We start from the raw sequence: 22,409 nt of genomic DNA, 5'->3' as shown, positions 1-22,409 counted from the left end.
GAAAAACTCGGCTCTACCGTGACCGTTGCCGGCGACGACAACATCACCACCGAAGCCCAAGACGATAAAGTGACCGTCAAGCTGAACAAAGACCTGGTTGTAGACAGCGTCAAAGCCGGCGACACCACCGTTAACAACGACGGTGTGAAAGTAGGCGACGATGTCGCATTGACCCAAGACGGCGTTAAAGCAGGTGATGTCAAACTGACCAAAGACGGTTTGAACAATGCCGGCAACAAAGTGACCAACGTAGCCGACGGCGACCTCAATGCCAACAGCAAAGATGCCGTTAACGGCAGCCAACTGTTTGCGACCAACCAAAACGTAGCGACCAACGCCGCCAATATCGCCAAAGGCATCAACTTCGGCGGTACCACAGGCAGCAACAACTACGCATTGGGCGACACCATCAACGTTAAAGGCGACAGCAACATCATCAGCGAAACCGTAGCCGGTGGTGCACAGCTGAAACTGGCCGATGTATTGAATGTCGGTCAAGCGGCTCCGGTGAAAATCGATGGCGATAAAGGCGAAGTCAGCGGCTTGAGCAATACGACTTTGGGTGGCAGCGACTTTGCCCAAGGCAAACGTGCGGCGACTGAAGAGCAGCTGAATGCAGCCCAAGATCAGTTAGTGAATGTATTGGGTGGCAATGCGGCCAATAATGGCGGCAACATCAGCATGACCGATATTGGTGGTACTGGTGAGAACAACATTCACGATGCAATCAAAGCCGTTAATGCAACTGCCAATCTGCCTTTGACTTTCGGCGGCGACAGTGGCAAAGACGTTGAACGCAAACCGGGTACGAAGCTGAATATTGTTGGCGGTCAAACCGATGCAGCCAAACTTTCAGACGGCAATATCGGCGTTGTAGCGAATGGCTCTGATAAGTTGGAAGTCAAATTGGCTAAAGACTTGGCAGTTGACAGCGTGAAAGCCGGTGATACCACAGTCAATACTGATGGCGTGAAAGTTGGTGATGTCAACCTGACTAAAGCCGGCTTGAACAACGGCGGCAACAAGATTACCAACGTTGCAGCTGGTACCGATGATACTGATGCGGTGAATGTTGCTCAGTTGAACAAAGCTGCGGCTGCGGCTAAGACTAAAGTCGTTCAAGGCGATAACATTGTTGTTACTCAGGATGTCGGCGCCAATGGCCAAACCATTTATAAAGTAGCTACTGATAAAAACCTGAAAGTCGACAGCGTTACCGCAGGCGATACTGTTATGAATAATGACGGTGTGAAAGTTGGCGATGATGTTGCATTGAACAAAGACGGCTTGAAAGCAGGTGATGTGAACCTGACCAAAGCTGGCTTGAACAACGGCGGCAATAAGATTACCAACGTTGCGGCCGGTACAGATGACACCGATGCAGTCAATGTTTCCCAACTGAAACAAGCTGCTGCTGCGTCTAAGACTGAAGTTGTTCAAGGTAAGAATATCGTTGTGACTCAGAAAACAGGCGACAAGGGTCAAACTGTTTACGAGGTGGCAACCGATAAAGACTTGGACGTTGACAGCGTGAAAGCCGGCGATACTGCAGTGAACACTGACGGTGTGAAAGTGGGTGACGATGTTGCATTGAACAAAGACGGCTTGAAAGCAGGCAAGGTAAACCTGACTAAAGACGGCTTGAAAGCAGGCAAGGTAAACCTGACTAAAGACGGCTTGGACAATGCAGGCAATAAAGTAACCAACGTAGCTGATGGCGACGTCAACGCCAACAGCAAAGATACCGTCAACGGCAGCCAGTTGTACGCAACCAATCAAAACGTAGCCAACAACGCTGCGACTATCGCCAAAGGCATCAACTTCGGCGGTACGACCGGCAGCAACAACTACGCGTTGGGCGACACCATCAACGTTAAAGGCGACAGCAACATCATCAGCGAAACCGTAGCCGGTGGCGCTCAACTGAAGTTGGCTGACGAGATTAGCGTGAAGACAGTGAATGCCGATACCTTCAAAGCAGGCGATACTGTGATGAATAACGACGGCGTGAAAGTCGGCGATAAAGTTGCGTTGAACAAAGACGGTCTGACCGCAGGCAATACCGTGGTCAACAACGATGGCGTAACCATCGCTGCACCGACTGAAAGCAATCCGAACAACCAAGTCAAACTGTCTCCTGTCGGTCTGAACAACGGCGGCCAACGCATTACCAATGTGGCTCCGGGTAAAGACGGTACAGACGCGGCAAACGTGAACCAGTTGATTGGCTTGGGCAACGAATTGCAAAACAACATCAACCAAGTAGGTAAGAAAGCCTACGCAGGTGTGGCCGGTGCGATTGCCCAAGGCTCGATTCCGCAAGTAACCCGTCCGGGTGCGACCGGTATCGGCGTCGGCAGCGGCTACTACGGTGGTCAGTCTGCCATGGCCATCGGCGTATCTGCGATGAGCGACGGCGGCAACTGGATTGTCAAAGGCAACTTCTCGGCCAATACCGACGGGCATGTCGGTGTCGGTGCCGGTGCGCTGTATCAGTGGTAAGTTGGCAATGACAGGCAACTAGATTTGCTGCCTGAATAGGGAGGCCGTCTGAAATTTTAGGTTTCAGACGGCCTTTTTTTCTGAAAACACTTGAATTTAGGCTATCTGAAACGATATGCTTCATCTATTTACCGCATGACTCTGAAAGAGAACAAATGAGCAAAACCATCCATTATTTGAAAGACTACGCCGCGCCAGCGTACCGTATTCTGAAAACCGACCTGCATTTCGATATTTTAGAACCGCAAACCATCGTCAAATCCAGTCTGACCGTTCAACCTGAAAGAGCAGGGGAGCCATTGGTATTGGATGGTTCGGCAAAACTGCTGTCAGTGAAAGTAAACGGCCGGGCCGTAGATTATGTGCTGGAAGACGAAAAACTGACGATTGCCAGCGTGCCGTCTGAAAACTTCACATTGGAAGTGGAAACCGAAATTTTGCCAGCTGAAAACAAATCGCTGATGGGTCTGTATGCTTCCGGCGGCAACCTGTTTACCCAATGCGAACCTGAAGGTTTCCGCAAAATTACCTTCTACATCGACCGTCCGGATGTCATGTCTAAATTTACCACCACCATCGTTGCAGACAAAAAACACTATCCGGTGTTGCTGTCTAACGGCAATAAAATCGATGGCGGTGAGTTTTCAGACGGCCGTCATTGGGTGAAATGGGAAGACCCGTTTGCCAAACCGAGCTATCTCTTTGCTTTGGTAGCAGGCGATTTGGCGGTAACGGAAGATTATTTTACGACCATGAGCGGCCGTAAGGTCAAAATCGAGTTCTACACCACTGAGACAGACAAACCTAAAGTCGGTTTTGCAGTTGAATCGTTGAAAAATGCGATGAAATGGGACGAGACACGCTTCGGTTTGGAATACGACTTGGATATTTTCATGGTCGTTGCCGTGGGCGATTTCAATATGGGCGCGATGGAAAACAAAGGTTTGAATATTTTCAACACCAAGTTTGTGCTGGCTAACAGCCGTACCGCGACCGATACCGACTTTGAAGGCATCGAATCTGTTGTCGGCCACGAATATTTCCACAACTGGACAGGCAATCGCGTGACCTGCCGCGATTGGTTTCAATTGTCGCTGAAAGAAGGTTTGACCGTTTTCCGCGATCAAGAGTTTTCCGGCGACCGAGCCAGCCGTGTGGTACGCCGTATCGACAATGTCCGCATGCTGCGCTTGTTCCAATTCCCAGAAGATGCAGGCCCGACTGCGCATCCTGTCTGCCCGGCCAGCTATGAAGAAATGAACAACTTCTACACCATGACCGTCTATGAAAAAGGTGCGGAAGTCGTGCGCATGTATCACACCTTGCTCGGAGAAGAGGGCTTCCAAAAAGGCATGAAGTTGTATTTCCAACGCCACGACGGTCAGGCAGTAACCTGCGATGATTTCCGTGCCGCAATGGCAGACGCAAACGGCATCAATCTTGATCAGTTTGCTTTGTGGTACAGCCAAGCCGGTACGCCGGTTCTAGATGCTCAAGGCCGTCTGAAAGATGGTGCATTTGAATTGACCATCAAACAAACCATTCCGGCAACGCCCGATATGGCGGACAAACAGCCGATGATGATTCCGGTCAAAACCGGTTTACTGAATGAAAAAGGCGAAGCGGTTGAGTTTGAATATCAAGGCAAACGTGTGAAAGAGGCGGTTTTGGTATTGACTGAAGCTGAGCAGACTTTTGTGTTGGGCGGCGTCAATGAGCCGGTTATCCCGTCTCTGCTGCGTGATTTCTCTGCACCGGTTACCCTGAACTATCCATACAGCGAGCAAGAATTGGCCACTTTACTGGCGGCAGATGAAAATGAGTTTGCCCGCTGGGAGGTTGCTCAAACCTTGTACCATCGTGCCATTAACGCCAACCGTCAGGCATTGGCGGAAGGCCGTCCTTTGCCTGAACACAAAGCCTTGATGGATGCTTTGGCTTTGGTGGTTTCCGGTAATTTCGACCCGGCATTCCGCGCCATTTTGCTGCAAATGCCGTCTGAAACCGATGTATGGGCGGAAGAAGAAAATATTGACCCAATTCAAGTTCATCAGGCGCGTGAAGCCTTACTCAATGCCGTTGCTGTCAAGTTCCTGCCTCAATGGCGCGAGCTGAACCGTCAAGCTACCGAGCAAGAAAACCAAGCCGATGCCGCTGTTCGTTATGAATACAGTCCGGAACTGGCCGGCTGGCGTACTTTGCGTAATGCTTGCAGGGCATTTATCCTTCGTGCTGACGCTGCGCATATCGAACACGTTGCGGAGAATTACGCAGCAATGGCGCAAAACATGACCCACGAATGGGGTATCTTATCCGCAATCAACAGCAATGAAAGCGAAATCCGCGATCGTTTGTTGACGCAATTTGCTGATAAGTTTGCCGATGATGCTTTGGTAATGGACAAATACTTTGCCCTGATTGCCTCAAGTCGCCGCAAAGATACTTTACAGCAAGTTCAGACGGCCTTGAGTCATCCTAAGTTCAGTATTGAAAATCCAAATAAAGCCCGTTCTTTATTGATGAGCTTCAGCCGCAATATTCCGCACTTCCATGCAGAAGACGGCAGCGGCTACCGCTTTGTAGCCGATAAAGTGATGGAGATCGACCGCTTTAACCCGCAGGTTGCCGCCCGACTGGTGCAGGCTTTCAACATCTGCAACAAATTGGAAGCCAACCGCAAAGCCGTCATGATCAAAGAATTACAACGCATTAATGCACAAGAAGGTTTGTCCAAAGATGTGGGCGAGATTGTCGGTAAGATTTTGAATGAAAAATAAAGCTTGTCTGTTGACCTTATTGTCATTTGGCAATAAGGATAGATAGACTCAAGGCCGTCTGAAACCAATTGGTTTCAGACGGCCTTTTTATATATCAACGCTTAAATCAATTTTCGTTGAGGGTAGGGAATAAGAATAAAAAAAGAGCCTGCATAAAACAGGCTCTTTTTTATACTAATCCGAAGATTAGAATTTGTGACGCAGGCCAACCAAACCAGAGATGGTTTCAACTTTGTGAGGGCCAGACTCAGCACCACGCAACCAGCCGGCAGAAACCAGAGCAGTAGTGCGTTTAGAGAAGTCGTAGTCAGCACCAACGATAACTTGGTCGTATTGAGTGCCTTTCAGTTTTTCGCCGTCAACTTTAGCTTTGAAGCCGTGAGCGTAAGAAACGCGAGGAGTTACGTTACCAGCGCGGTAAGCGGCAGTAGCAGCAACTTCAACAGTTTCAACACCTTTGTCATTTAAATCAGCATCAGTACCAAATACGGTATTCAGTTGTTTTGTTGCACCTGTAGGAGTTACAGAAGTATATGCCATATGAGCAGCATCTACTACGCCGTTAGATTGGGCTTTGGCGTAGTCACCCAAAGTTTCCCAGTTTTTAGCGTATTGACCGGCTACAGATACGAACAGGTTGTTAGCATCATAACCAGCTACCAAACGTTGTACGTGACCGTCTTTATAACCATTTTTAGTATTTGCAGAGTTTTTACGGAAACCACCGGCGTATTGACCGAAGAAACCAGAGTTTTCGTAGTTCAGGCCAGCGTAGTAAGTGTCATGAGAAGGTTCTTTATGTGTATATTTGTCGAGGTTAGCTTTAGAATCATAGTTGTCGCGTGGAGTGTATTGTACGCTTGCGCTGAAACCTGAGAATACAGGGCTGTCGTAGCGTACAGAAACTGCACGTTTGTCAACACGGGTAAATACAGACATATTCAAAGCGCCGTTGCTGCTTTCCCATTGGTCAACATTGTCGCTAGAGTCTTTAACAGTAGAGTTCAGTTTACCGGCACGAATTTTACCGAAACCACCTTCCAAACCGATGAAAGATTCGCGAGAAGCCCACTCTTTGTCGCCACCGGCGATAGAAGTGTCTTGTTCAACTTGCCAAATAGCATTCAGGTTGTTACCCAAATGTTCGTGGCCTTTGAAGCCGATGCGTGAACCGAAGTCAGCGATTTCAGTAGCAGTTTTAGAGCTGCGTGTTGCCTTTAATCCTTTGGCAGTTTGTTCACCCAATTTTACTTTGGATACTTCAACGCCAGCTTTAATTTGACCGTACAGAGTTACGTCAGCCATAGCTGCAACAGGCAGAGCCGCCAGAGTCAGGGCAATCAGAGATTTTTTCATTGCTGTTTTCCTTTTTTAAGTGTGAAGAAGCGAGCATTCGTTCTTCTTATTACGATATCGTTCTATTTCAACGATTCCATGACCATAATATAAAGGTTATGGCCTAGGAAAACAAATTTTCCTCTTGTTTTGAGTGATTTTTGCAGGGAAACGTTGTTTTTTACAGACAGGGTGGAAGCATAAGACGGTCTTTTATTTTGTAATGTGTTTTTCTAAAAGGGAATTTCGGGATGGCTATAAAATATGGGGTATATAAAATTGGGTTGTGAATATTGTTTATCGTGTTTTCAGACGGCCTTGATAATTGGAATTTATAGTGTATTGGGTTTGCAAATATATAAAAAACCTGCCTGATTGCTCGGGCAGGTTTTATTTGATTGAAAGACAGGTTAGTTTTTGTCTTGGTCAACCAGTTTGTTTTTGGCAATCCAAGGCATCATAGAACGCAGTTGAGCACCGACTTTTTCAATTTGGTGATCAGCGGTCAGACGGCGACGGGCTGTCATGCTGGCATAGTTGACGGCACCTTCTTGGATGAACATTTTAGCGTATTCGCCGGTTTGGATGCGTTTGAGGGCATTGCGCATGGCTTCGCGGGATTTGTCGTTGATGACTTCGACGCCGGTTACGTATTCGCCGTACTCTGCATTGTTGGAAATGGAGTAGTTCATGTTGGCGATGCCGCCTTCGTAAATCAGGTCAACAATGAGCTTCATTTCGTGCAGGCATTCGAAGTAGGCCATTTCTGGGGCGTAGCCTGCTTCAGTCAGGGTTTCGAAGCCGGTTTTGATCAATTCAACCACGCCGCCGCACAATACGGCTTGTTCGCCGAAGAGGTCGGTTTCGGTTTCTTCGCGGAAGTTGGTTTCAATCACGCCGCCTTTGGTACCGCCGTTGGCTGCGGCGTAAGACAGGGCGATGTCTTTGGCTTTGCCGCTTTTATCTTGGTAAACAGCGATCAGGGAAGGTACGCCGCCGCCTTTCAGGAATTCGCTGCGTACGGTGTGACCTGGGCCTTTAGGGGCGATCATGATAACGTCGAGGTCGGCGCGAGGTACGATTTGGTTGTAGTGTACGTTGAAGCCGTGAGCGAACGCCAATACTGCGCCTTCTTTCAAGTTAGGCTCGATTTCGTTTTTGTATACGATAGGTTGGTTTTCGTCAGGTAACAGAATCATTACAACGTCGGCTGCTTTGGTTGCTTCAGCAACGGTGCGCACGTCGTGGCCGGCTGCTTCGGCTTTTTTCCAAGAGCCGCCTTGGCGTAGACCGATTACGACATTTACGCCGGAATCTTTCAGGTTTGCTGCGTGTGCGTGACCTTGTGAACCGTAACCGATGATGGCAACGGTTTTGCCTTTGATCAGAGAAAGGTCAGCGTCTTTATCGTAATAAACTTGCATTTTATTTCCTTAGTGTAAGAGGGTTCCGGATAATCCGGGTTGAGTTAAAAGTAATAGAGGTTAAGCGGGGACTTGGTTCATCAAGACGATTTCCAATGCTTCGGTTTTTCCTTCGATGGATTTGACGAAGTTTTGGAAATGTTCGCTGGCATTGTGTTCGTCAATAGCTGCTTGGGATTTCCAATTTTCTACGAATACGAAACGGTTGGGTTTTCCGATTTCTTGGTGCAGGTCGTAGCTGATGTTGCCTTCTTCTGCACGGCTGGCTTTGACCAATTCTTTAAACTGGGCAGCCAGAGCCTCGGTGTATTCGGGTTTGACGGTAACTAATGCAACGATTTGGATGCTTGACATGTTTGTCTCCTGCTGTTTTTCAGACGGCCTTGGTTGAAAGTAACAAGCCGTCTGAACGATACAGCGTTAAATTTTCAAAATACGCTCGCCACGACCGATACCGGCTGCGCCTGTGCGTACGGTTTCCAAAATTTGGGCGCGACCGACTGTTTCGAGGAAAGAGTCGAGTTTTTCGGTGGAACCTGTGATTTCGATGGTGTAGCTGCGGTCTGTTACATCAATAACGCTGCCGCGGTAGATTTCGGTCAATCGCAGGAATTCGTCGCGGTCTTTGCCGACGGCGCGGACTTTTACCAACATCAGTTCGCGTTCGACAAAACGGCTTTCGTTCAAATCGACCACTTTGATAACTTCAATCAGTTTGTTGAGTTGTTTGGTGATTTGCTCGATAACGTGTTCGTCGCCATGAGTAACGATGGTCATGCGAGACAAGGTTTTGTCTTCGGTTGGTGCAACAGCTAAGGAGTCGATGTTGTAATCGCGTGCGGAGAACAAACCTACCACACGGCTCATCGCACCTGATTCGTTTTCCATCAGAATAGATAAGATATGTCGCATTTTTCTCTCCTTACGCTGACAATGTTTCGCGCATATGCGGCGGCAGAACCATCTCGTCCAAGCCTTTGCCGTTGCCGACCATAGGCAGTACGTTTTGTTTCTTGTCGGTCAAGAAATCAAGGAATACCAGGCGGTCTTTTTGGTTTAATGCTTCCAGCAACGCGCCTTCGACATCGGATTTCTTGTCCACACGGATGCCGATATGGCCGTAGGCTTCGGCCAGTTTGACAAAATCAGGCAATGAGTCGAAATAGGTTTCTGATTCACGGTTGCCGTAATAAAGTTCTTGCCATTGGCGGACCATGCCGAGGTAGCCGTTGTTCAGGGTAACGACGTTAACCGGAACGCGGTATTGGAAGCAGGTCGACAGCTCTTGGATGTTCATCTGAATCGAGCCTTCGCCGGTGATACAGAATACATCTTGATCAGGAGCGGCCAGTTTTGCACCGATGGCATATGGCAGGCCGACGCCCATTGTGCCTAAACCGCCGGAATTGAGCCATTGGCGCGGACGCTCGAATGGGTAATATTGAGCGGTAAACATTTGGTGCTGACCGACGTCGGAAGTAATGATGGCAGAATTATTGGTGATTTCGGCCAGTTTTTGAATGACGTATTGCGGTTTGATGATTTCGCTTTCATTATCAAACCACAGGCAGTTGCGCGAACGCCATTCTTCAATGCTTTTCCACCATTTATCCAATGAGTCGGCAGCAGGTGCAGATTCTTGCTTGCCCCACAATTGAATCATTTCGGACAATACGTTTTTCACGTCGCCGACAATCGGGATATCCACTTTGACGCGTTTGGCAATGCTGGACGGGTCAACGTCGATATGAATAATTTTTTTGGCTTTTTCAAAGAATTTGGACGGTACGGAAATCACGCGGTCATCGAAGCGCGCACCGATTGCCAGTACAACGTCTGCATTCTGCATGGCGAGGTTGGCTTCGTAAGTACCGTGCATACCCAGCATGCCCAAGAATTGGCGGTCACTGGAAGGGTATGCACCCAAGCCCATCAATGTACCGGTACAAGGAGCGCCGATCATGCGGACGAATTTGGTCATTTCCTCAGAGGCATTGCCCAAAACCACGCCGCCGCCGAAATAAACGATGGGGCGTTTGGCAGAAGCCAGCATTTGTACGGCTTTTTTGATTTGACCGATGTGGCCTTGTACAACCGGTTGGTAAGAGCGGATGAAGATGTCTTCTTGCGGATAGCTGAATTTAGCCATTGCTTGGGTGACATCTTTAGGAACATCGACAACAACGGGACCCGGACGGCCGCTTGCGGCAATTTGGAAAGCTTTTTTGATGGTGTCTGCCAACTCAGCAATATTGGTTACCAAGAAATTGTGTTTGACACAAGGGCGGGTAATGCCGACTGTGTCCACTTCTTGGAATGCGTCTGTCCCGATAAGGGAGTTGCCCACCTGGCCGCTGATGACTACCAACGGAATGGAGTCGCTGTAAGCGGTGGCGATGCCGGTCAGTGCATTGGTTACGCCTGGGCCGGAAGTTACCAAGGCAACGCCGACTTTGCCACTGACACGGGCATAGGCATCTGCCGCATGTACGGCTGCCTGCTCGTGGCGAACCAGGATGTGCTTGAATTTATTGAGTTGGAAAAGGGCATCGTAGATTTCGATAACCGCGCCGCCCGGATAGCCGAATACATACTCGACACCTTCGGCTTTGAGACTTTGCACGATGATTTGTGCGCCAGATAATTGCATATTGACCTCTTTTATATGGTCTCAAACCAATAGGAACAATCCGCCTCACCACAGCACCTGTAATGCAATTCCACCAAGCAGCGATTTAGGGTACGCGCATTGAGGGAATACGGCGACAGTCAGACTGTCCAAACAATTGGAAAGGAACACAGAGTTTGTGAAAAAGAGTAGAAACGATAACGCAAACCGACTGTTCAATCAAGATAAAATCTTTCATCTTTTAATATTTGAGACGGGGAAATAGATTAAAGGTTGATTTTAAAGAAATAAAAAAACAGTTTTATTGATCTTAGTGTGGATGGATTGTTGACAGTTTGAGTAAGGAGAAGGTTTTTGCAAAGGATAAATAGCAAAAAACCTCTTGACTGAATCAAGAGGTTTTTTAAATTTGGTGCCCAGGGTCGGACTCGAACCGACACACCTTGCGGCGGGGGATTTTGAGTCCCCTGCGTCTACCAATTTCGCCACCTGGGCTAGCGAAGAAGTCGTCATTATAGCGAGTTCTCGAATCTTGTAAAGCGGTATTTGAAAAAAAATTGAATTATTTTTATATTTATTTGATTTTTAATGAATTAAACTTTTTACGTTTGATGGCTATCTAAATGGAAGGCAGATTTTTAAAACAAAAAAGCAGTATTTATCTGCAAAAAGGGCTACTTTTAATGTGTCAAACGCGTTAATATGAAGATGTTTTGTTTTTATACTGGCCGGGTGGTTGTTTGGCCTTATTTATTTGAAACGGTTTTGGAGAAAATTTATGCTTTCCGTTACACGAACTTTCTTACTCAGTGCTATTGCGTTGGCCACCCTGGCTGCTTGTCAGCCTAAAGAGGAAGCCAAAGAGGTTTCTTCGGCGCCTGCCGCTTCTGCCGCACCGGCTGCTTCCGGTGAATCTACTGCCAAAGCGCAAGCGCGTGGTACCGATATGCGCAAAGAAGATATTGGCGGCGATTTCACATTGACCGATGGCGAGGGCAAACCTTTCAGCCTGAGCGACTTGAAAGGCAAAGTGGTTATCCTGTCTTTCGGTTATACCCACTGTCCTGACGTATGTCCAACTGAGTTGTTAACTTACAGCGATACTTTGAAACAATTGGGCGATCAGGCTAAAGACGTGAAAGTAGTATTTGTCAGCATCGACCCTGAGCGCGATACGCCTGAAGTAATCGGCAAATACGCCAAACAGTTCAACCCTGATTTTATCGGCCTAACGGCTACCGGCGATCAAAGCCTGCCTGTCATCAAACAGCAATACCGTGTGGTATCGGCTAAAGTAAACCAAAAAGAAGACAGCGAAAACTATTTGGTCGACCACTCTTCAGGTGCATATTTGATTGATAAAAACGGCGAAGTGGCGATTTTCTCGCCTTATGGCAGCGAGCCGGAAACGATTGCGGCTGATGTGAAAACTTTATTGTAAAACCGTAGTTGAGGCCGTCTGAAATGGGTTGTGGATTTCAGACGGCCTTCTTGCTTTTGATACGGCAAAGGAGAAGAAAAAAATGACCGATACACTTTTAACGATTGCTTTATCCAAGGGGCGAATTTTTGAGGAAACCCTGCCGCTGTTGGCCGCCGCCGGTATTGTGCCTGCGGAAGAGCCGGAAAAATCGCGCAAGCTGATTATTGGTACCAATCATGACAACATCCGTTTGGTGATTGTGCGCGCGACCGACGTGCCGACTTATGTGCAATATGGTGCGGCGGATTTTGGTATTGCCGGTAAGGATGTGCTGATTGAGCATGGCGGAGATGGCCTGTATCAACCTTTAGATTTACACATCGCCTCATGCCGCATGATGGTTGCGGTTAAAAAAGGTTTTGATTACGCCGCTGCGTCCAAACCCGGCAGCCGCTTGCGGATTGCCACCAAATATCCCGACATCGCCGCCGAACACTTTGCCGACAAGGGTGTGCATGTGGACATCATCAAACTGTACGGATCGATGGAGCTTGCGCCTTTGGTCGGTTTGAGCGACGCGATTGTCGATTTGGTTTCCAGTGGTAATACATTGAAGGCCAATGGTTTGGAAGCTGTGGAACATGTGGCTGATATTTCCAGCCGCTTGGTGGTCAACAAAGCGGCGTTAAAAACCAAATATGCGCTGTTGAATCCGATTATTCAGGCATTTGAAAATGCCGCTAAGGCCATCTGAAAAGTTTTTGGCAAAAATTGTCTGCCAAGCCAGTTTGAAAGCCCCGTCATGATGCAAAGCAAACCGACACTCGATACGATTCTTTCCCATCGTTCCATCCGCAGGTTTACTTCCGAACCGATTGCCGATGAAATCCTCAATACGCTGGTTCGCGCCGGGCAGCAGGCTTCGACTTCCAACAACCTGCAATGCGTTTCTATCATCCGCGTATCCGACCTTGCGCTGAGGCAGGGGATACATGAAGCGGCAGGAAGTGCACTTTATATTGTGCATTGTGCGGAATTTTTATTGTTTTGCATCGATTTTTCCAAACACAAGGCGATGTTTCCCGATGCGCAAATTGATTGGGCGGAGGTAACCCTGATTGGCGCGGTCGATGCAGGCATTATGGCGCAAAACGTATTGCTTGCCGCCGAATCGCTTGGGCTGGGCGGCGTGTATATCGGTGCGTTGCGTAATGATGCACAAAAAGTGTCGGACGTATTGAACCTGCCGGATTATTGCGTGCCTTTGGTGGGGCTGTGCCTCGGTTATCCCGATCAAGACCCGCCGCTCAAACCGCGCCTGCCTAAGGAAATGGTCTATGCCGAAAACGCCTGTCCGAGCCTGAATGCCGAGGCGGTTGAAGCTTATAATCAGGCAGTAGCGGATTATTATGAGTTACGCAAGGGTAGCCCGATACCTTGGAAAGAATCGCTGGCCAAAACCTTGGGCAATCCTGTGCGGCCGCATATGTTGGCGTTTTTGCAGAAAAAAGGTTTTTTGAAAAAATAATGTTCAGACGGCCTATGTGTGGCTGAGGCCGTCTGAAAACAATAGGAACGAAACAAGGAAGAGAACAAACCATGAAGAAACTCGACACCCAATCCCCTGGTTTTCAAGCTGAACTCAAAGCACTGCTTGCTTTTGAAACCGCGCAAAACCCTGAAATCGACCGTATTGTTGCTGACATCTGTGCCGATGTTCAAAAACGCGGCGATGCGGCGCTGATTGAATACACCAACCGCTTTGACGGCACATCCGCTCAAACCATCGACGATTTAATTCTGACGCAAGACGATTTGCAGTCTGCGTTTGAGCGTTTGCCTGAAAACATTCAGATGGCCTTGAAAACGGCCGCGAGACGGGTAGAAAGCTACCATAAACACCAAAAAATGGAGTCGTGGACTTACGAAGACGAAGATGGCACGCTTTTGGGTCAACAGATTACGCCGCTTGACCGTGTCGGTATTTATGTTCCGGGCGGTAAAGCCGCTTATCCGAGTTCCGTCATCATGAACGCCATGCCTGCCCACGTTGCCGGCGTGAAAGAAATCATCATGGTCGTTCCCACTCCGAAAGGCGAACGCAACGATATTGTGTTGGCGGCTGCTTTTGTGGCCGGTGTAACCAAAGTGTTTACGGTCGGAGGCGCGCAGGCGGTTGCGGCTTTGGCTTATGGTACGAAATCTGTGCCTCAAGTCGATAAGATTACCGGCCCGGGCAATGCCTTTGTCGCTGCGGCTAAACGTCGCGTGTTCGGCGTGGTCGGTATTGATATGGTGGCAGGGCCGTCTGAAATTTTGGTGATTGCCGATGGTACGACGCCTGCCGATTGGGTGGCCATGGATTTGTTCAGTCAGGCAGAACACGATGAAATTGCACAAGCGATTTTGATCGGTACTTCTCAAGCGTATTTGGACGAAGTTCAGACGGCCATGAACCGCTTGATTGAAACCATGCCGCGCCGTGCGATTATTGAAGCTTCATTGGGCAACCGCGGTGCAATGATTTTGGCTAAAGATTTAGATGAAGCCTGCGAAATCGCCAACTATATTTCTCCCGAACACTTGGAGCTGTCGGTTGAGAATCCGCAAGAGTGGGCGAAAAAAATCCGCCATGCCGGTGCGATTTTCATGGGACGCTATACCAGTGAAAGCCTTGGCGACTATTGTGCAGGCCCCAACCACGTTTTGCCGACCAGCCGCACGGCGCGTTTCTCTTCTCCTTTGGGAACATATGATTTCCAAAAACGCTCCAGTCTGATTCAGGTTTCAGAACAAGGCGCTCAGAAGTTGGGTAAAACCGCCAGCGTGTTGGCACATGGCGAAAGCTTGACCGCGCACGCCAGAGCGGCTGAGTTCCGTTTGAAAGACTGAGTGAAACGTTGAAGTCGTAAGAAATCAAAAAAGGGCATCTAAACAGATGCCCTTTTTATTGTGATGAAAATTTTAGCTGGGAAGGCGTCAGGCCGTCTGAAAACAGATTTAACGGTTTTTCAGCCAGTCATTACGCATTTTTGCGGCTTCTTCAAAATAGCGGTAAAGCTCGGTTTTGTTGCCGTCTGAAAGGAGCTGTTCCAATTTGGATAATTGTTCTTTCAAATCGCTGGTCAGTTTGAGCAGGGCGGGGTGGTTAGCCAGGCAGATGTCTGTCCAAACGGCAGGATGACTGGAAGCGATGCGGGTAAAGTCGCGAAAGCCGGTGGCGGCATAAGGGAGATAGTCTTTGCCATGCGGATGGTCGAACAAAGCGTGGACATAGGCAAAGGCGGTCAAGTGCGGCAAGTGGGAAACAGCGGCAAAAATATTGTCGTGTTCTTCGGCACTCATGGTCGAAATTTGCGAACCAACCGCCTGCCACAGGCTTTTCAGCCGTCTCAGGCCATCTGAAGCCTCTTGGCCGTGTAGCGTAATAATCAGGCGGCTGTTTTGAAACAAACCGCAACGCGCGGATTTTGCCCCGCTTTGATCCGAGCCGGCAATCGGGTGGGCGGCAAAACATTGCGGCAGGCGCTCGGACAAGTGGGTACGGAAGGCATCGAGTGCCGATTGTTTAGTGCTGCCGACATCAGAAACGCAGGCAGTGTCTTTTAAGAAAGGTTTGATGTCGCGGCATACGTCAGGTAGGACGGAGACAGGCGTGGCGATTAAAACCAAATCGGCGTTGCCGATGCTTTCGGCGCAAATATTAGGATAGGCATGGTCAATGATGCCGCAGTCAAGCGCGTAATTGAGGTTGTCTGCATTGGTGTCGATGCCGGTAACGGTTTGAACCAGTCCCAAGCGTTTGAGGTCGAGCATGAACGAACCGCCGATTAAACCGACGCCGATAAGGGTAATGTGGGGAAAAAAGGCGGAAGTGTTCATGGTTTGAATCCGGTACAAGTGAAAAAAACTTATTTTAATCCGTTATGGAGGCCGTCTGAAAGTTGTCATCAAGGTTTCAGACGGCCTTTTTTATGGTCGAATTTTCATGATTTAGGCATAGAAAACTCCGTTTAGTAGGAGCATGTAACCGATTATCAGATTTTCATACACTAAAATAATCATCTGAATTAGTATAACGTCTTAAAGTAAGTAATTGGTATCTTAAAGTAAATTATTACATCATATTTTATTTTGATTGATATCGAATAAAATAATTCACTCAGAAAGAAGGAATTTATGAGTTTTTCACAAACCGAATTAGTCAACGCAATGCGTTTGCTTTCTACCCGTCTGCCGCAGTTTCCGGAGCAGCAAAACCAAGTATCCCGCATGTTGCGCATCGTAACCGAACGTTTGAGCAGCCATTTGAACGAAAACCTGAAAGCGTTCGGCATCAATGAGAACCTGTGGTTTTCCCTGATGGCGGTTTACGTCAGCCCAAACAGCGAAATCCTGCCTTCGCGCTTGAGCGACCTGATGGACTTGACGCGCACCAGTGCAACACGCCTGTCGGACGATATGGTTGAGCGCGGCTGGGTAGAGCGTTATATCAATCAGAAAGACCGTCGTCAGATTGTGCTAAAATTGACCCCTTCAGGTGAGACCTTCATCCACGAAGTATGGCCGCAAATTGCCCGTCAGAGCGGCCAGGCGTGGGAAGATTTCACGAAAGAGGATTATGATACGCTGCAACACCTATTAGGTAAACTGTTGAACCGTTTGGGCAATTAACAACAGACGGCCTGAAGGTCTGCGGCAGACACACATAAACGGAGTCTGTATGAAATTAGGTTTGGTCAAATCAAGCGTATGCGTTGCCGCTGTTTCGCTGTTGGCGGCGTGTGCGCCGTTCGGCAAACAGTCGCCTTTGGATGAGACAACAGCCTATCCGCTGCCGCAAGGCCAATCTGCCGCTACTGCCCAAGACGGCTGGTGGATGAAGCTGAAAGATAAAAAATTAAACAATTTGATTGCTTCCGCCATTCAGACGTCTACCAATCTGCGTGTCGTCAAGGCAAGGTTTGAGCAGGCTCAGGCGCAGCTGGGAGTTGTAGGAGCCGCAAACAAACCGCAAGTCGGCTTGGGCGTTACAGGTCTGGGTGCTTATGTTTCACCCAAACCTCAAGCCGGTATGGTTGATACCGACCATACATTGGTTTTGGCGAACGCAGCCTTGCAAGGCAGTTTGGTTTTCGACTTTTGGGGTAAAAACCGAGAGCAGATTCAAGCCGTTTTGGGAAAAAGCCGGGCAGCGGTGTATGAAGCGCATCATATCCGCACTGAGTTGGCTCATGCCGTTGCTACTCAATATTTTGCGTGGCAGATGGCGACAGAACAACTGGCTTTGCTGGATACGCGCATAGAGCTGGCGGATAAAGCATTGAAACTGATGCAACAACGCGTTAAGGCGCAGCTGGCTCCTGCCGATGCCTTGCACGCTCTGGAAATGGCGCAACAGCAATTACAGCTTGAAAAATCGGCATGGACTCAGAAAAATGAGAAAATCCGCAACAGTCTGGCAGTGTTGACCGGCCGAGTGCCGGGTGCATTGAATGGACAGGTTCCGGAAAAAATGGCAGCTGTGCCGTCATTGCCGGTTAGCCGTATTGAAGCGGACTTGTTGGCGGCCCGTCCCGATATCGCGGCACAAAAAGCCTTGCTTGAAGAGAAATGGCATATCGTCAAATCGACCGAGGCAGAGTTTTACCCGAATATCGAGTTGAAAGTTTTGGCAGGTATGACGCACATTGATGCGTTCAATCTGATTCGTGGACGGACTTCCGGTATGTTGGGTATCGTTCCGGCTTTGAATCTGCCATTGTTTACTTCCGGTGCGCTGCAATCCAAATTGGCGGGTAAACGTGCCCAATATAACGAGCAGGTTGCCGTGTATGACCAAACTGTTTTAAACGCCATGCGTGCGGCGGCAGACGCAGTAGTCGACTATCAAAGCCTGAAAAGCCGACAAGATACTTGGAACAAGATGGTCAATATCGCCGATAAATCTGTGCAAAATGCGAAAGGACGTGTTCGTGCTGGCTTGGATAACGGCTTGACCGCTTTGCAAAAACAAGACGAAGCTGCGCGTACGAAAATGTCGGCGGTTCAATACCATGCAGAATATCTGACAGCTTGGAGTAACCTCAATGCCCAGTTGGGCGGAGGCTTTAAATTAAATAAGGAATAAACGTTTTATTAAAACGTAGGCCGTCTGAAAGTAATTTCAGACGGCCTTTTGCTTACCTTATTTACATTTGCTACCGGAAGAAATTATTGTAATGAATAGAGTGTAACTATAAAATATGACCCTTTAGCGCGTTAAACGCGCGTATTGGGGACTGATGGTATAAGTCAGCGCCCAGCAAGACAATAATATCGTTATCACATGTGCAAAATTAAAGTTGGGACTTATGGATACTCAATCAGAAAAAAATAATGTCCAAAATGAAACGGAAGTAGCCGCTTCCGGCGCTAAAACGCATCGCAAACGTAATTTGGTTATCGTTACACTCCTATTTCTTATTACGGCGGCCGTGGTTGCTTTGGCGTATTTTCTGTTTTGGCAGCATGAAGAAGAAACAGAAGATGCTTATGTGGCCGGTCATTTGGTGATGATCACGCCGCAGGTAAACGGCACGGTGCGCAAAGTCATGTATGACGATACGGATGTCGTGAAAAAAGGCGATGTTTTGGTGGCTTTGGACGATAGCGATTTTCAGCTGGCATACGATCGTGCGCAAAATGAATTGATTCAGGCCATCCGTCAAAACAAACAGCAAACTGCGGTCAATTCAAAAGCTAAAGCGCAAGTGTTGTTGCGCAAAGCCGATTTGGCCCGTGCGCAAGCCGATTTGCGTCGCCGCGAATCTTTAGCGGGTACGGAAGCGGTTTCCGGTGAAGAACTCAGCCATGCCCGCGCCGCTGTGGTTCAGGCTCAGGCTGCATTGAAAGCGGTTGAGGCAGAAGAAGTTTCTGCTCAGGCAGCGTTGGGCAGTAATATTCCTCTGCGCCAACAACCGGCAGTTCAGACGGCCATCAGCCACATTAAAGACGCTTGGCTGAATCTGCAACGTACGCAAATCCGTTCTCCGATCAGCGGCCAAATTGCCAAACGAAATGTCCAAGTCGGCCAACGTATCGTGCAAGGTACGCCGATGATGGCTGTTGTGCCTCTATCTGAATTGTGGGTGGATGCCAACTTTAAAGAGTCGCAACTGCGCAAAATGAAAATCGGCCAGCCTGTTGAAATGACAGCCGATTTGTACGGCAGCAAAGTGGTTTACCATGGCAAGGTAATGGGCTTGTCGGCAGGTACGGGCAGTGCGTTCTCATTACTGCCGGCGCAAAATGCAACGGGCAACTGGATTAAAGTCGTTCAACGTGTGCCGGTGCGTATCAGCTTGGATGCTAAAGAATTGCAACAAAATCCGCTCCGTGTCGGTTTGTCGATGACTGTTAAAGTCGATATTGCCGAGAAGGGTAGCGGTAAAGCCATGACTGCCGAAGCGGAACAGAATACTGCCTTGCCGGAAACGGAAAGTGTGGATTGGAAAGCCGCCGATGCTTTAGTCGATAAAATCTTCGAGCAATATGCAAAATAATCTTTTCAGACGGCCTGAGTCTTTTATTGAAGGCTCAGGCCGTCTGAAATATTGATTCTCTTCAATCGACCGCTTTGGCGGTTGTCTTATAGTTTAAAAATATGAATTATCCGCCGTTACAAGGGTTTAAGCTGGTGTTGGCAACGTTGGCGCTCAGCTTGGCCGTATTTATGGAAGTCTTGGACAGCACCATCGCCAACGTCGCCGTGCCCGTTATCGCAGGGGATTTGGGTGCGGCGACCACGCAGGGCACTTGGGTGATTACCTCATTTGCCGTAGCCAATGCCATTTCCGTCCCCCTGACCGGCTTTTTGGCCAAGCGGTTTGGCGAGGTTAAAATCTTTATTGCTGCCGTGATTGGTTTTGTCGTAACGTCATGGCTGTGCGGTATGGCGCATAATCTTCAAGCCTTGGTTTTTTTCCGAGTGTTGCAAGGCTTTATCGCCGGGCCTTTGATTCCCTTGTCTCAAAGTCTTCTGATGGCTTCCTATCCGCCCGAAAAACGAACATTGGCATTGGCTTTATGGGCGATGACTGTCGTTGTTGCCCCTGTATTGGGACCGATTTTGGGCGGTTGGATTTCGGACAACTGGCATTGGGGATGGATTTTCTTTATCAATATCCCAATCGGGGTTTTATCCGCCTCCATTGCTTGGAAACAGCTTAGACACAGGGAAACCGAAATTATTAGGGCGCCGATTGATTACGTCGGGCTGGTGTTGATGATTGTCGGTATCGGTGCATTGCAAATGATGCTTGATAGGGGCAAAGAGTTGGATTGGTTTGCCTCGGGAGAGATTATCGTTTTGGGCGTTACTGCTTTGGTGTTCCTTACATATTTTATTGTTTGGGAGCTGGGCGAGAAATACCCGATTGTCGATTTGTCATTGTTTAAAAATAGAAACTTCACAATAGGCGTTGTTGCTACATCGTTGGGCTTTATGGTCTATATGGGTACATTGACCTTGCTGCCTTTGGTGTTGCAATCAAATCTCGGCTATACCGCAACTTGGGCAGGTTTGGCTGCTGCACCGGTGGGCTTCCTGCCGATTATTCTGTCGCCGATTATTGGTAAGTTTGGCAATCGCGTCGATATGCGTCTGTTTGTCAGCGCCAGCTTCTTGGTGTTTGCTTACACATTCCATTGGCGAACCGATTTCTATGCCGGTATGGATATGAGCAATGTCGTTTGGCCGCAGTTTTGGCAGGGTTTAGGCGTAGCCATGTTCTTCCTGCCTTTGACCAGTATTACCTTGTCGCATATGAAAGGCAATCAAATTGCCTCGGCCAGTAGCCTGTCTAACTTCTTGCGTGTTTTTATGGGCGGTGTCGGAGTATCTGTTGTCAGCACCATGTGGGAACGACGCGAAGCTTTGCACCATACTCAACTGACCGAACATATTAATTCATTGTCCTCAATCAGCAACCAATCTATTCAAGGCATGATGGCCAATGGTTTAAGCAAGGAGCAGGCTTTGGTGGCGATAAATAGCACCATTTCCCAACAAGGCTTTATTATTGGCTCAAATGAAATTTTCTTGGCAGGCAGTATCATATTCATCAGCATGATCCCCATTATTTGGCTGGCAAGGCCGCCATTTAACGGCTCTAGTGGGGGAGGACATTAAATAAAAGGCCGTCTGAATTTCAGACGGCCTTTTATCTATATATTATTTAAGACTCAATAACAGATCTCTAAATGCATTCGGATCTTTAATAAATGTCATTTCACCTGATTGAGGAAAATGGAAATCCAGTAGGCGGGATACCCAGAAACGGATACATCCGGCTCTTTGTGCAGTAGGGAGATATGCACGTTCTTCATCAGATAAAGGACGCACGCTTTCATAGCCATGGATAAAAGCATCATAAAGAGCAGGGTCTAATTTATTATCGGCTGTCCGCGCCCAGTCGTTAACTGCAATGGCCAAGTCGTACATGAAATTACCATTGCACGCATAATAAAAATCGATAAAGCCGGAAACTTCATCTCCATTAAGCAGTACATTGTCTTTAAATAAATCGGCATGGATAATACCAGAAGGCAAATGTTCTCCAAGATTTTCATCTAAAGCAGCAATTTCAGCTTGAAGCAGTTTGGCATCTTTGCTATCTAAAACCGGGAGTAACTGGGTGCAGGCATCATGCCACCAGCCATCATAACGGGGATTTTTCATTTTTAAAGGAAAATCTTGGCCGGCTAAATGCATTTTGGCCAGCATAGCACCGGTATGAAAACATTGAGCTTCAGTTGGCCAGCCCGTATCTGAACCATTCAAACAAGTAACCAAACAAGCCGGTTTCCCGGCCAAAATAGAATGCAGTCCTTCATCTTTACGAGCAATCGGAGCTGCGCAGGCAACACCATTCAGACTCAAATGCTGGTTGAGTTCTAAAAAGAAAGGCAGTTCATCTGATTTTAAAACCTCAAAAACAGTCAATACATAACGACCGATTGAAGTAGTCAAAAAATAATTACTATTAGTAATTCCTTGAGCAATCCCCTGCAAAGAAACAAAATCTCCCAAATCATATTGCAGTAGGAAATCACGCATTTGAGCGTCGGAAACGCTGGTATAGACAGACATAGCAAACTCGAGGCTAATATAAAAGAATCAAAGGAACATCATACCAAAAAACAAGAGACAACAATATAAATTAAAGCGAGGGTCAAATTCAAAAGGCTATCTGAAAGAGCATTTCAGACGGCCTTAGTATTGAATAGGGTTGGATTTGGAAAGAGAATAGGGAAGATCTGAGGTGTTTTTAGAAAAA

At 48.0% G+C, this 22,409-nt stretch carries 17 protein-coding genes and 1 tRNA gene; 10 read left to right on the top strand and 8 right to left on the bottom strand.

Annotated elements, in window-relative coordinates:
• Together ACTHR2_RS10160 and pepN are read left to right on the top strand one after the other, a co-directional pair.
• The coding region (locus ACTHR2_RS10160; RefSeq protein ID WP_440375693.1) for a YadA family autotransporter adhesin at window positions 1–2,502 on the top strand (2,502 nt) is incomplete at its 5' end.
• 155 nt (window positions 2,503–2,657) lie between these two features.
• Window positions 2,658–5,279 (top strand): aminopeptidase N, encoded by a 2,622-nt coding sequence (gene pepN / locus ACTHR2_RS10155; protein ID WP_440375692.1) that lies wholly within the window; start codon window positions 2,658–2,660, stop codon window positions 5,277–5,279.
• A gap of 186 nt (window positions 5,280–5,465) precedes the next feature.
• Here the strand turns inward: pepN and porB are convergent, their stop codons facing one another.
• From porB to ACTHR2_RS10125, 6 genes are all read right to left on the bottom strand, one after another.
• Entirely contained in the window at window positions 5,466–6,635 is a 1,170-nt protein-coding gene (gene porB, locus ACTHR2_RS10150) for a trimeric porin PorB (RefSeq protein ID WP_263340663.1), read from the bottom strand.
• A gap of 389 nt (window positions 6,636–7,024) precedes the next feature.
• A complete protein-coding gene (ilvC, locus tag ACTHR2_RS10145) occupies window positions 7,025–8,038 on the bottom strand; it encodes a ketol-acid reductoisomerase (protein ID WP_003680040.1) in 1,014 nt (337 codons plus the stop codon).
• A gap of 60 nt (window positions 8,039–8,098) precedes the next feature.
• Window positions 8,099–8,392, bottom strand: a complete 294-nt coding sequence (locus tag ACTHR2_RS10140; RefSeq protein ID WP_107857323.1) for a putative quinol monooxygenase — start codon at window positions 8,390–8,392, stop codon at window positions 8,099–8,101.
• Window positions 8,393–8,458: 66 nt separating this feature from the next.
• The gene (gene ilvN, locus ACTHR2_RS10135) at window positions 8,459–8,950 is read right to left on the bottom strand and encodes an acetolactate synthase small subunit (RefSeq protein ID WP_003685820.1); all 492 of its coding nucleotides are present in this window, start codon (window positions 8,948–8,950) and stop codon (window positions 8,459–8,461) included.
• Between the two features lie 10 nt (window positions 8,951–8,960).
• Window positions 8,961–10,688 (bottom strand): biosynthetic-type acetolactate synthase large subunit, encoded by a 1,728-nt coding sequence (gene ilvB, locus ACTHR2_RS10130; protein WP_003680037.1) that lies wholly within the window; start codon window positions 10,686–10,688, stop codon window positions 8,961–8,963.
• Window positions 10,689–11,077: 389 nt separating this feature from the next.
• Window positions 11,078–11,162 (bottom strand) — tRNA-Leu (locus tag ACTHR2_RS10125).
• A 283-nt stretch (window positions 11,163–11,445) separates the two neighbouring features.
• Between ACTHR2_RS10125 and ACTHR2_RS10120 the strand changes: the two genes are divergently transcribed.
• From ACTHR2_RS10120 to hisD, 4 genes are all read left to right on the top strand, one after another.
• Complete coding sequence (locus tag ACTHR2_RS10120) at window positions 11,446–12,108, top strand: SCO family protein (protein ID WP_263340674.1); 663 nt, start codon at window positions 11,446–11,448, stop codon at window positions 12,106–12,108.
• A gap of 82 nt (window positions 12,109–12,190) precedes the next feature.
• Complete coding sequence (gene hisG / locus ACTHR2_RS10115; RefSeq protein ID WP_263340676.1) at window positions 12,191–12,844, top strand: ATP phosphoribosyltransferase; 654 nt, start codon at window positions 12,191–12,193, stop codon at window positions 12,842–12,844.
• A gap of 48 nt (window positions 12,845–12,892) precedes the next feature.
• Window positions 12,893–13,618, top strand: coding sequence for an oxygen-insensitive NADPH nitroreductase (gene nfsA / locus ACTHR2_RS10110; RefSeq protein ID WP_440375691.1), 726 nt, complete (start codon window positions 12,893–12,895; stop codon window positions 13,616–13,618).
• Window positions 13,619–13,689: 71 nt separating this feature from the next.
• Window positions 13,690–14,982, top strand: a complete 1,293-nt coding sequence (gene hisD / locus ACTHR2_RS10105; protein ID WP_263340682.1) for a histidinol dehydrogenase — start codon at window positions 13,690–13,692, stop codon at window positions 14,980–14,982.
• A 108-nt stretch (window positions 14,983–15,090) separates the two neighbouring features.
• Here the strand turns inward: hisD and ACTHR2_RS10100 are convergent, their stop codons facing one another.
• Entirely contained in the window at window positions 15,091–15,972 is an 882-nt protein-coding gene (locus tag ACTHR2_RS10100; protein ID WP_263340685.1) for a prephenate dehydrogenase, read from the bottom strand.
• 297 nt (window positions 15,973–16,269) lie between these two features.
• Here ACTHR2_RS10100 and ACTHR2_RS10095 point away from each other — a divergent pair, with 297 nt between their 5' ends.
• The 4 genes from ACTHR2_RS10095 (at window position 16,270) to ACTHR2_RS10080 (ending at window position 21,262) form a co-directional block, all read left to right on the top strand.
• Window positions 16,270–16,764 (top strand): MarR family transcriptional regulator, encoded by a 495-nt coding sequence (locus ACTHR2_RS10095; protein ID WP_004521040.1) that lies wholly within the window; start codon window positions 16,270–16,272, stop codon window positions 16,762–16,764.
• Window positions 16,765–16,813: 49 nt separating this feature from the next.
• Window positions 16,814–18,220 carry an efflux transporter outer membrane subunit gene (locus ACTHR2_RS10090; protein WP_263340690.1) on the top strand — a complete coding sequence of 469 codons (1,407 nt, stop codon included), beginning with the start codon at window positions 16,814–16,816 and terminating at the stop codon, window positions 18,218–18,220.
• A 223-nt stretch (window positions 18,221–18,443) separates the two neighbouring features.
• On the top strand, window positions 18,444–19,634 hold the full coding sequence (locus ACTHR2_RS10085; protein ID WP_263340693.1) for an HlyD family secretion protein: 1,191 nt from the start codon (window positions 18,444–18,446) through the stop codon (window positions 19,632–19,634).
• Between the two features lie 101 nt (window positions 19,635–19,735).
• Window positions 19,736–21,262 (top strand): DHA2 family efflux MFS transporter permease subunit, encoded by a 1,527-nt coding sequence (locus tag ACTHR2_RS10080; RefSeq protein WP_263340696.1) that lies wholly within the window; start codon window positions 19,736–19,738, stop codon window positions 21,260–21,262.
• Window positions 21,263–21,304: 42 nt separating this feature from the next.
• Here the strand turns inward: ACTHR2_RS10080 and thrB are convergent, their stop codons facing one another.
• Window positions 21,305–22,222: a homoserine kinase gene (gene thrB, locus ACTHR2_RS10075; RefSeq protein ID WP_263340699.1), complete on the bottom strand. Its 918-nt coding sequence runs from the start codon at window positions 22,220–22,222 to the stop codon at window positions 21,305–21,307.
• Window positions 22,223–22,409 lie beyond the last annotated feature (187 nt).

It is taken from the genome of Neisseria sp. P0006.S004 (genome assembly GCF_051963015.1).
In the GTDB taxonomy this organism is placed as follows: Bacteria; Pseudomonadota; Gammaproteobacteria; order Burkholderiales; family Neisseriaceae; genus Neisseria.
The sequence above is the reverse complement of the archived record's forward strand: the minus strand, read 5'-3'. Positions and strand labels throughout refer to the sequence as shown.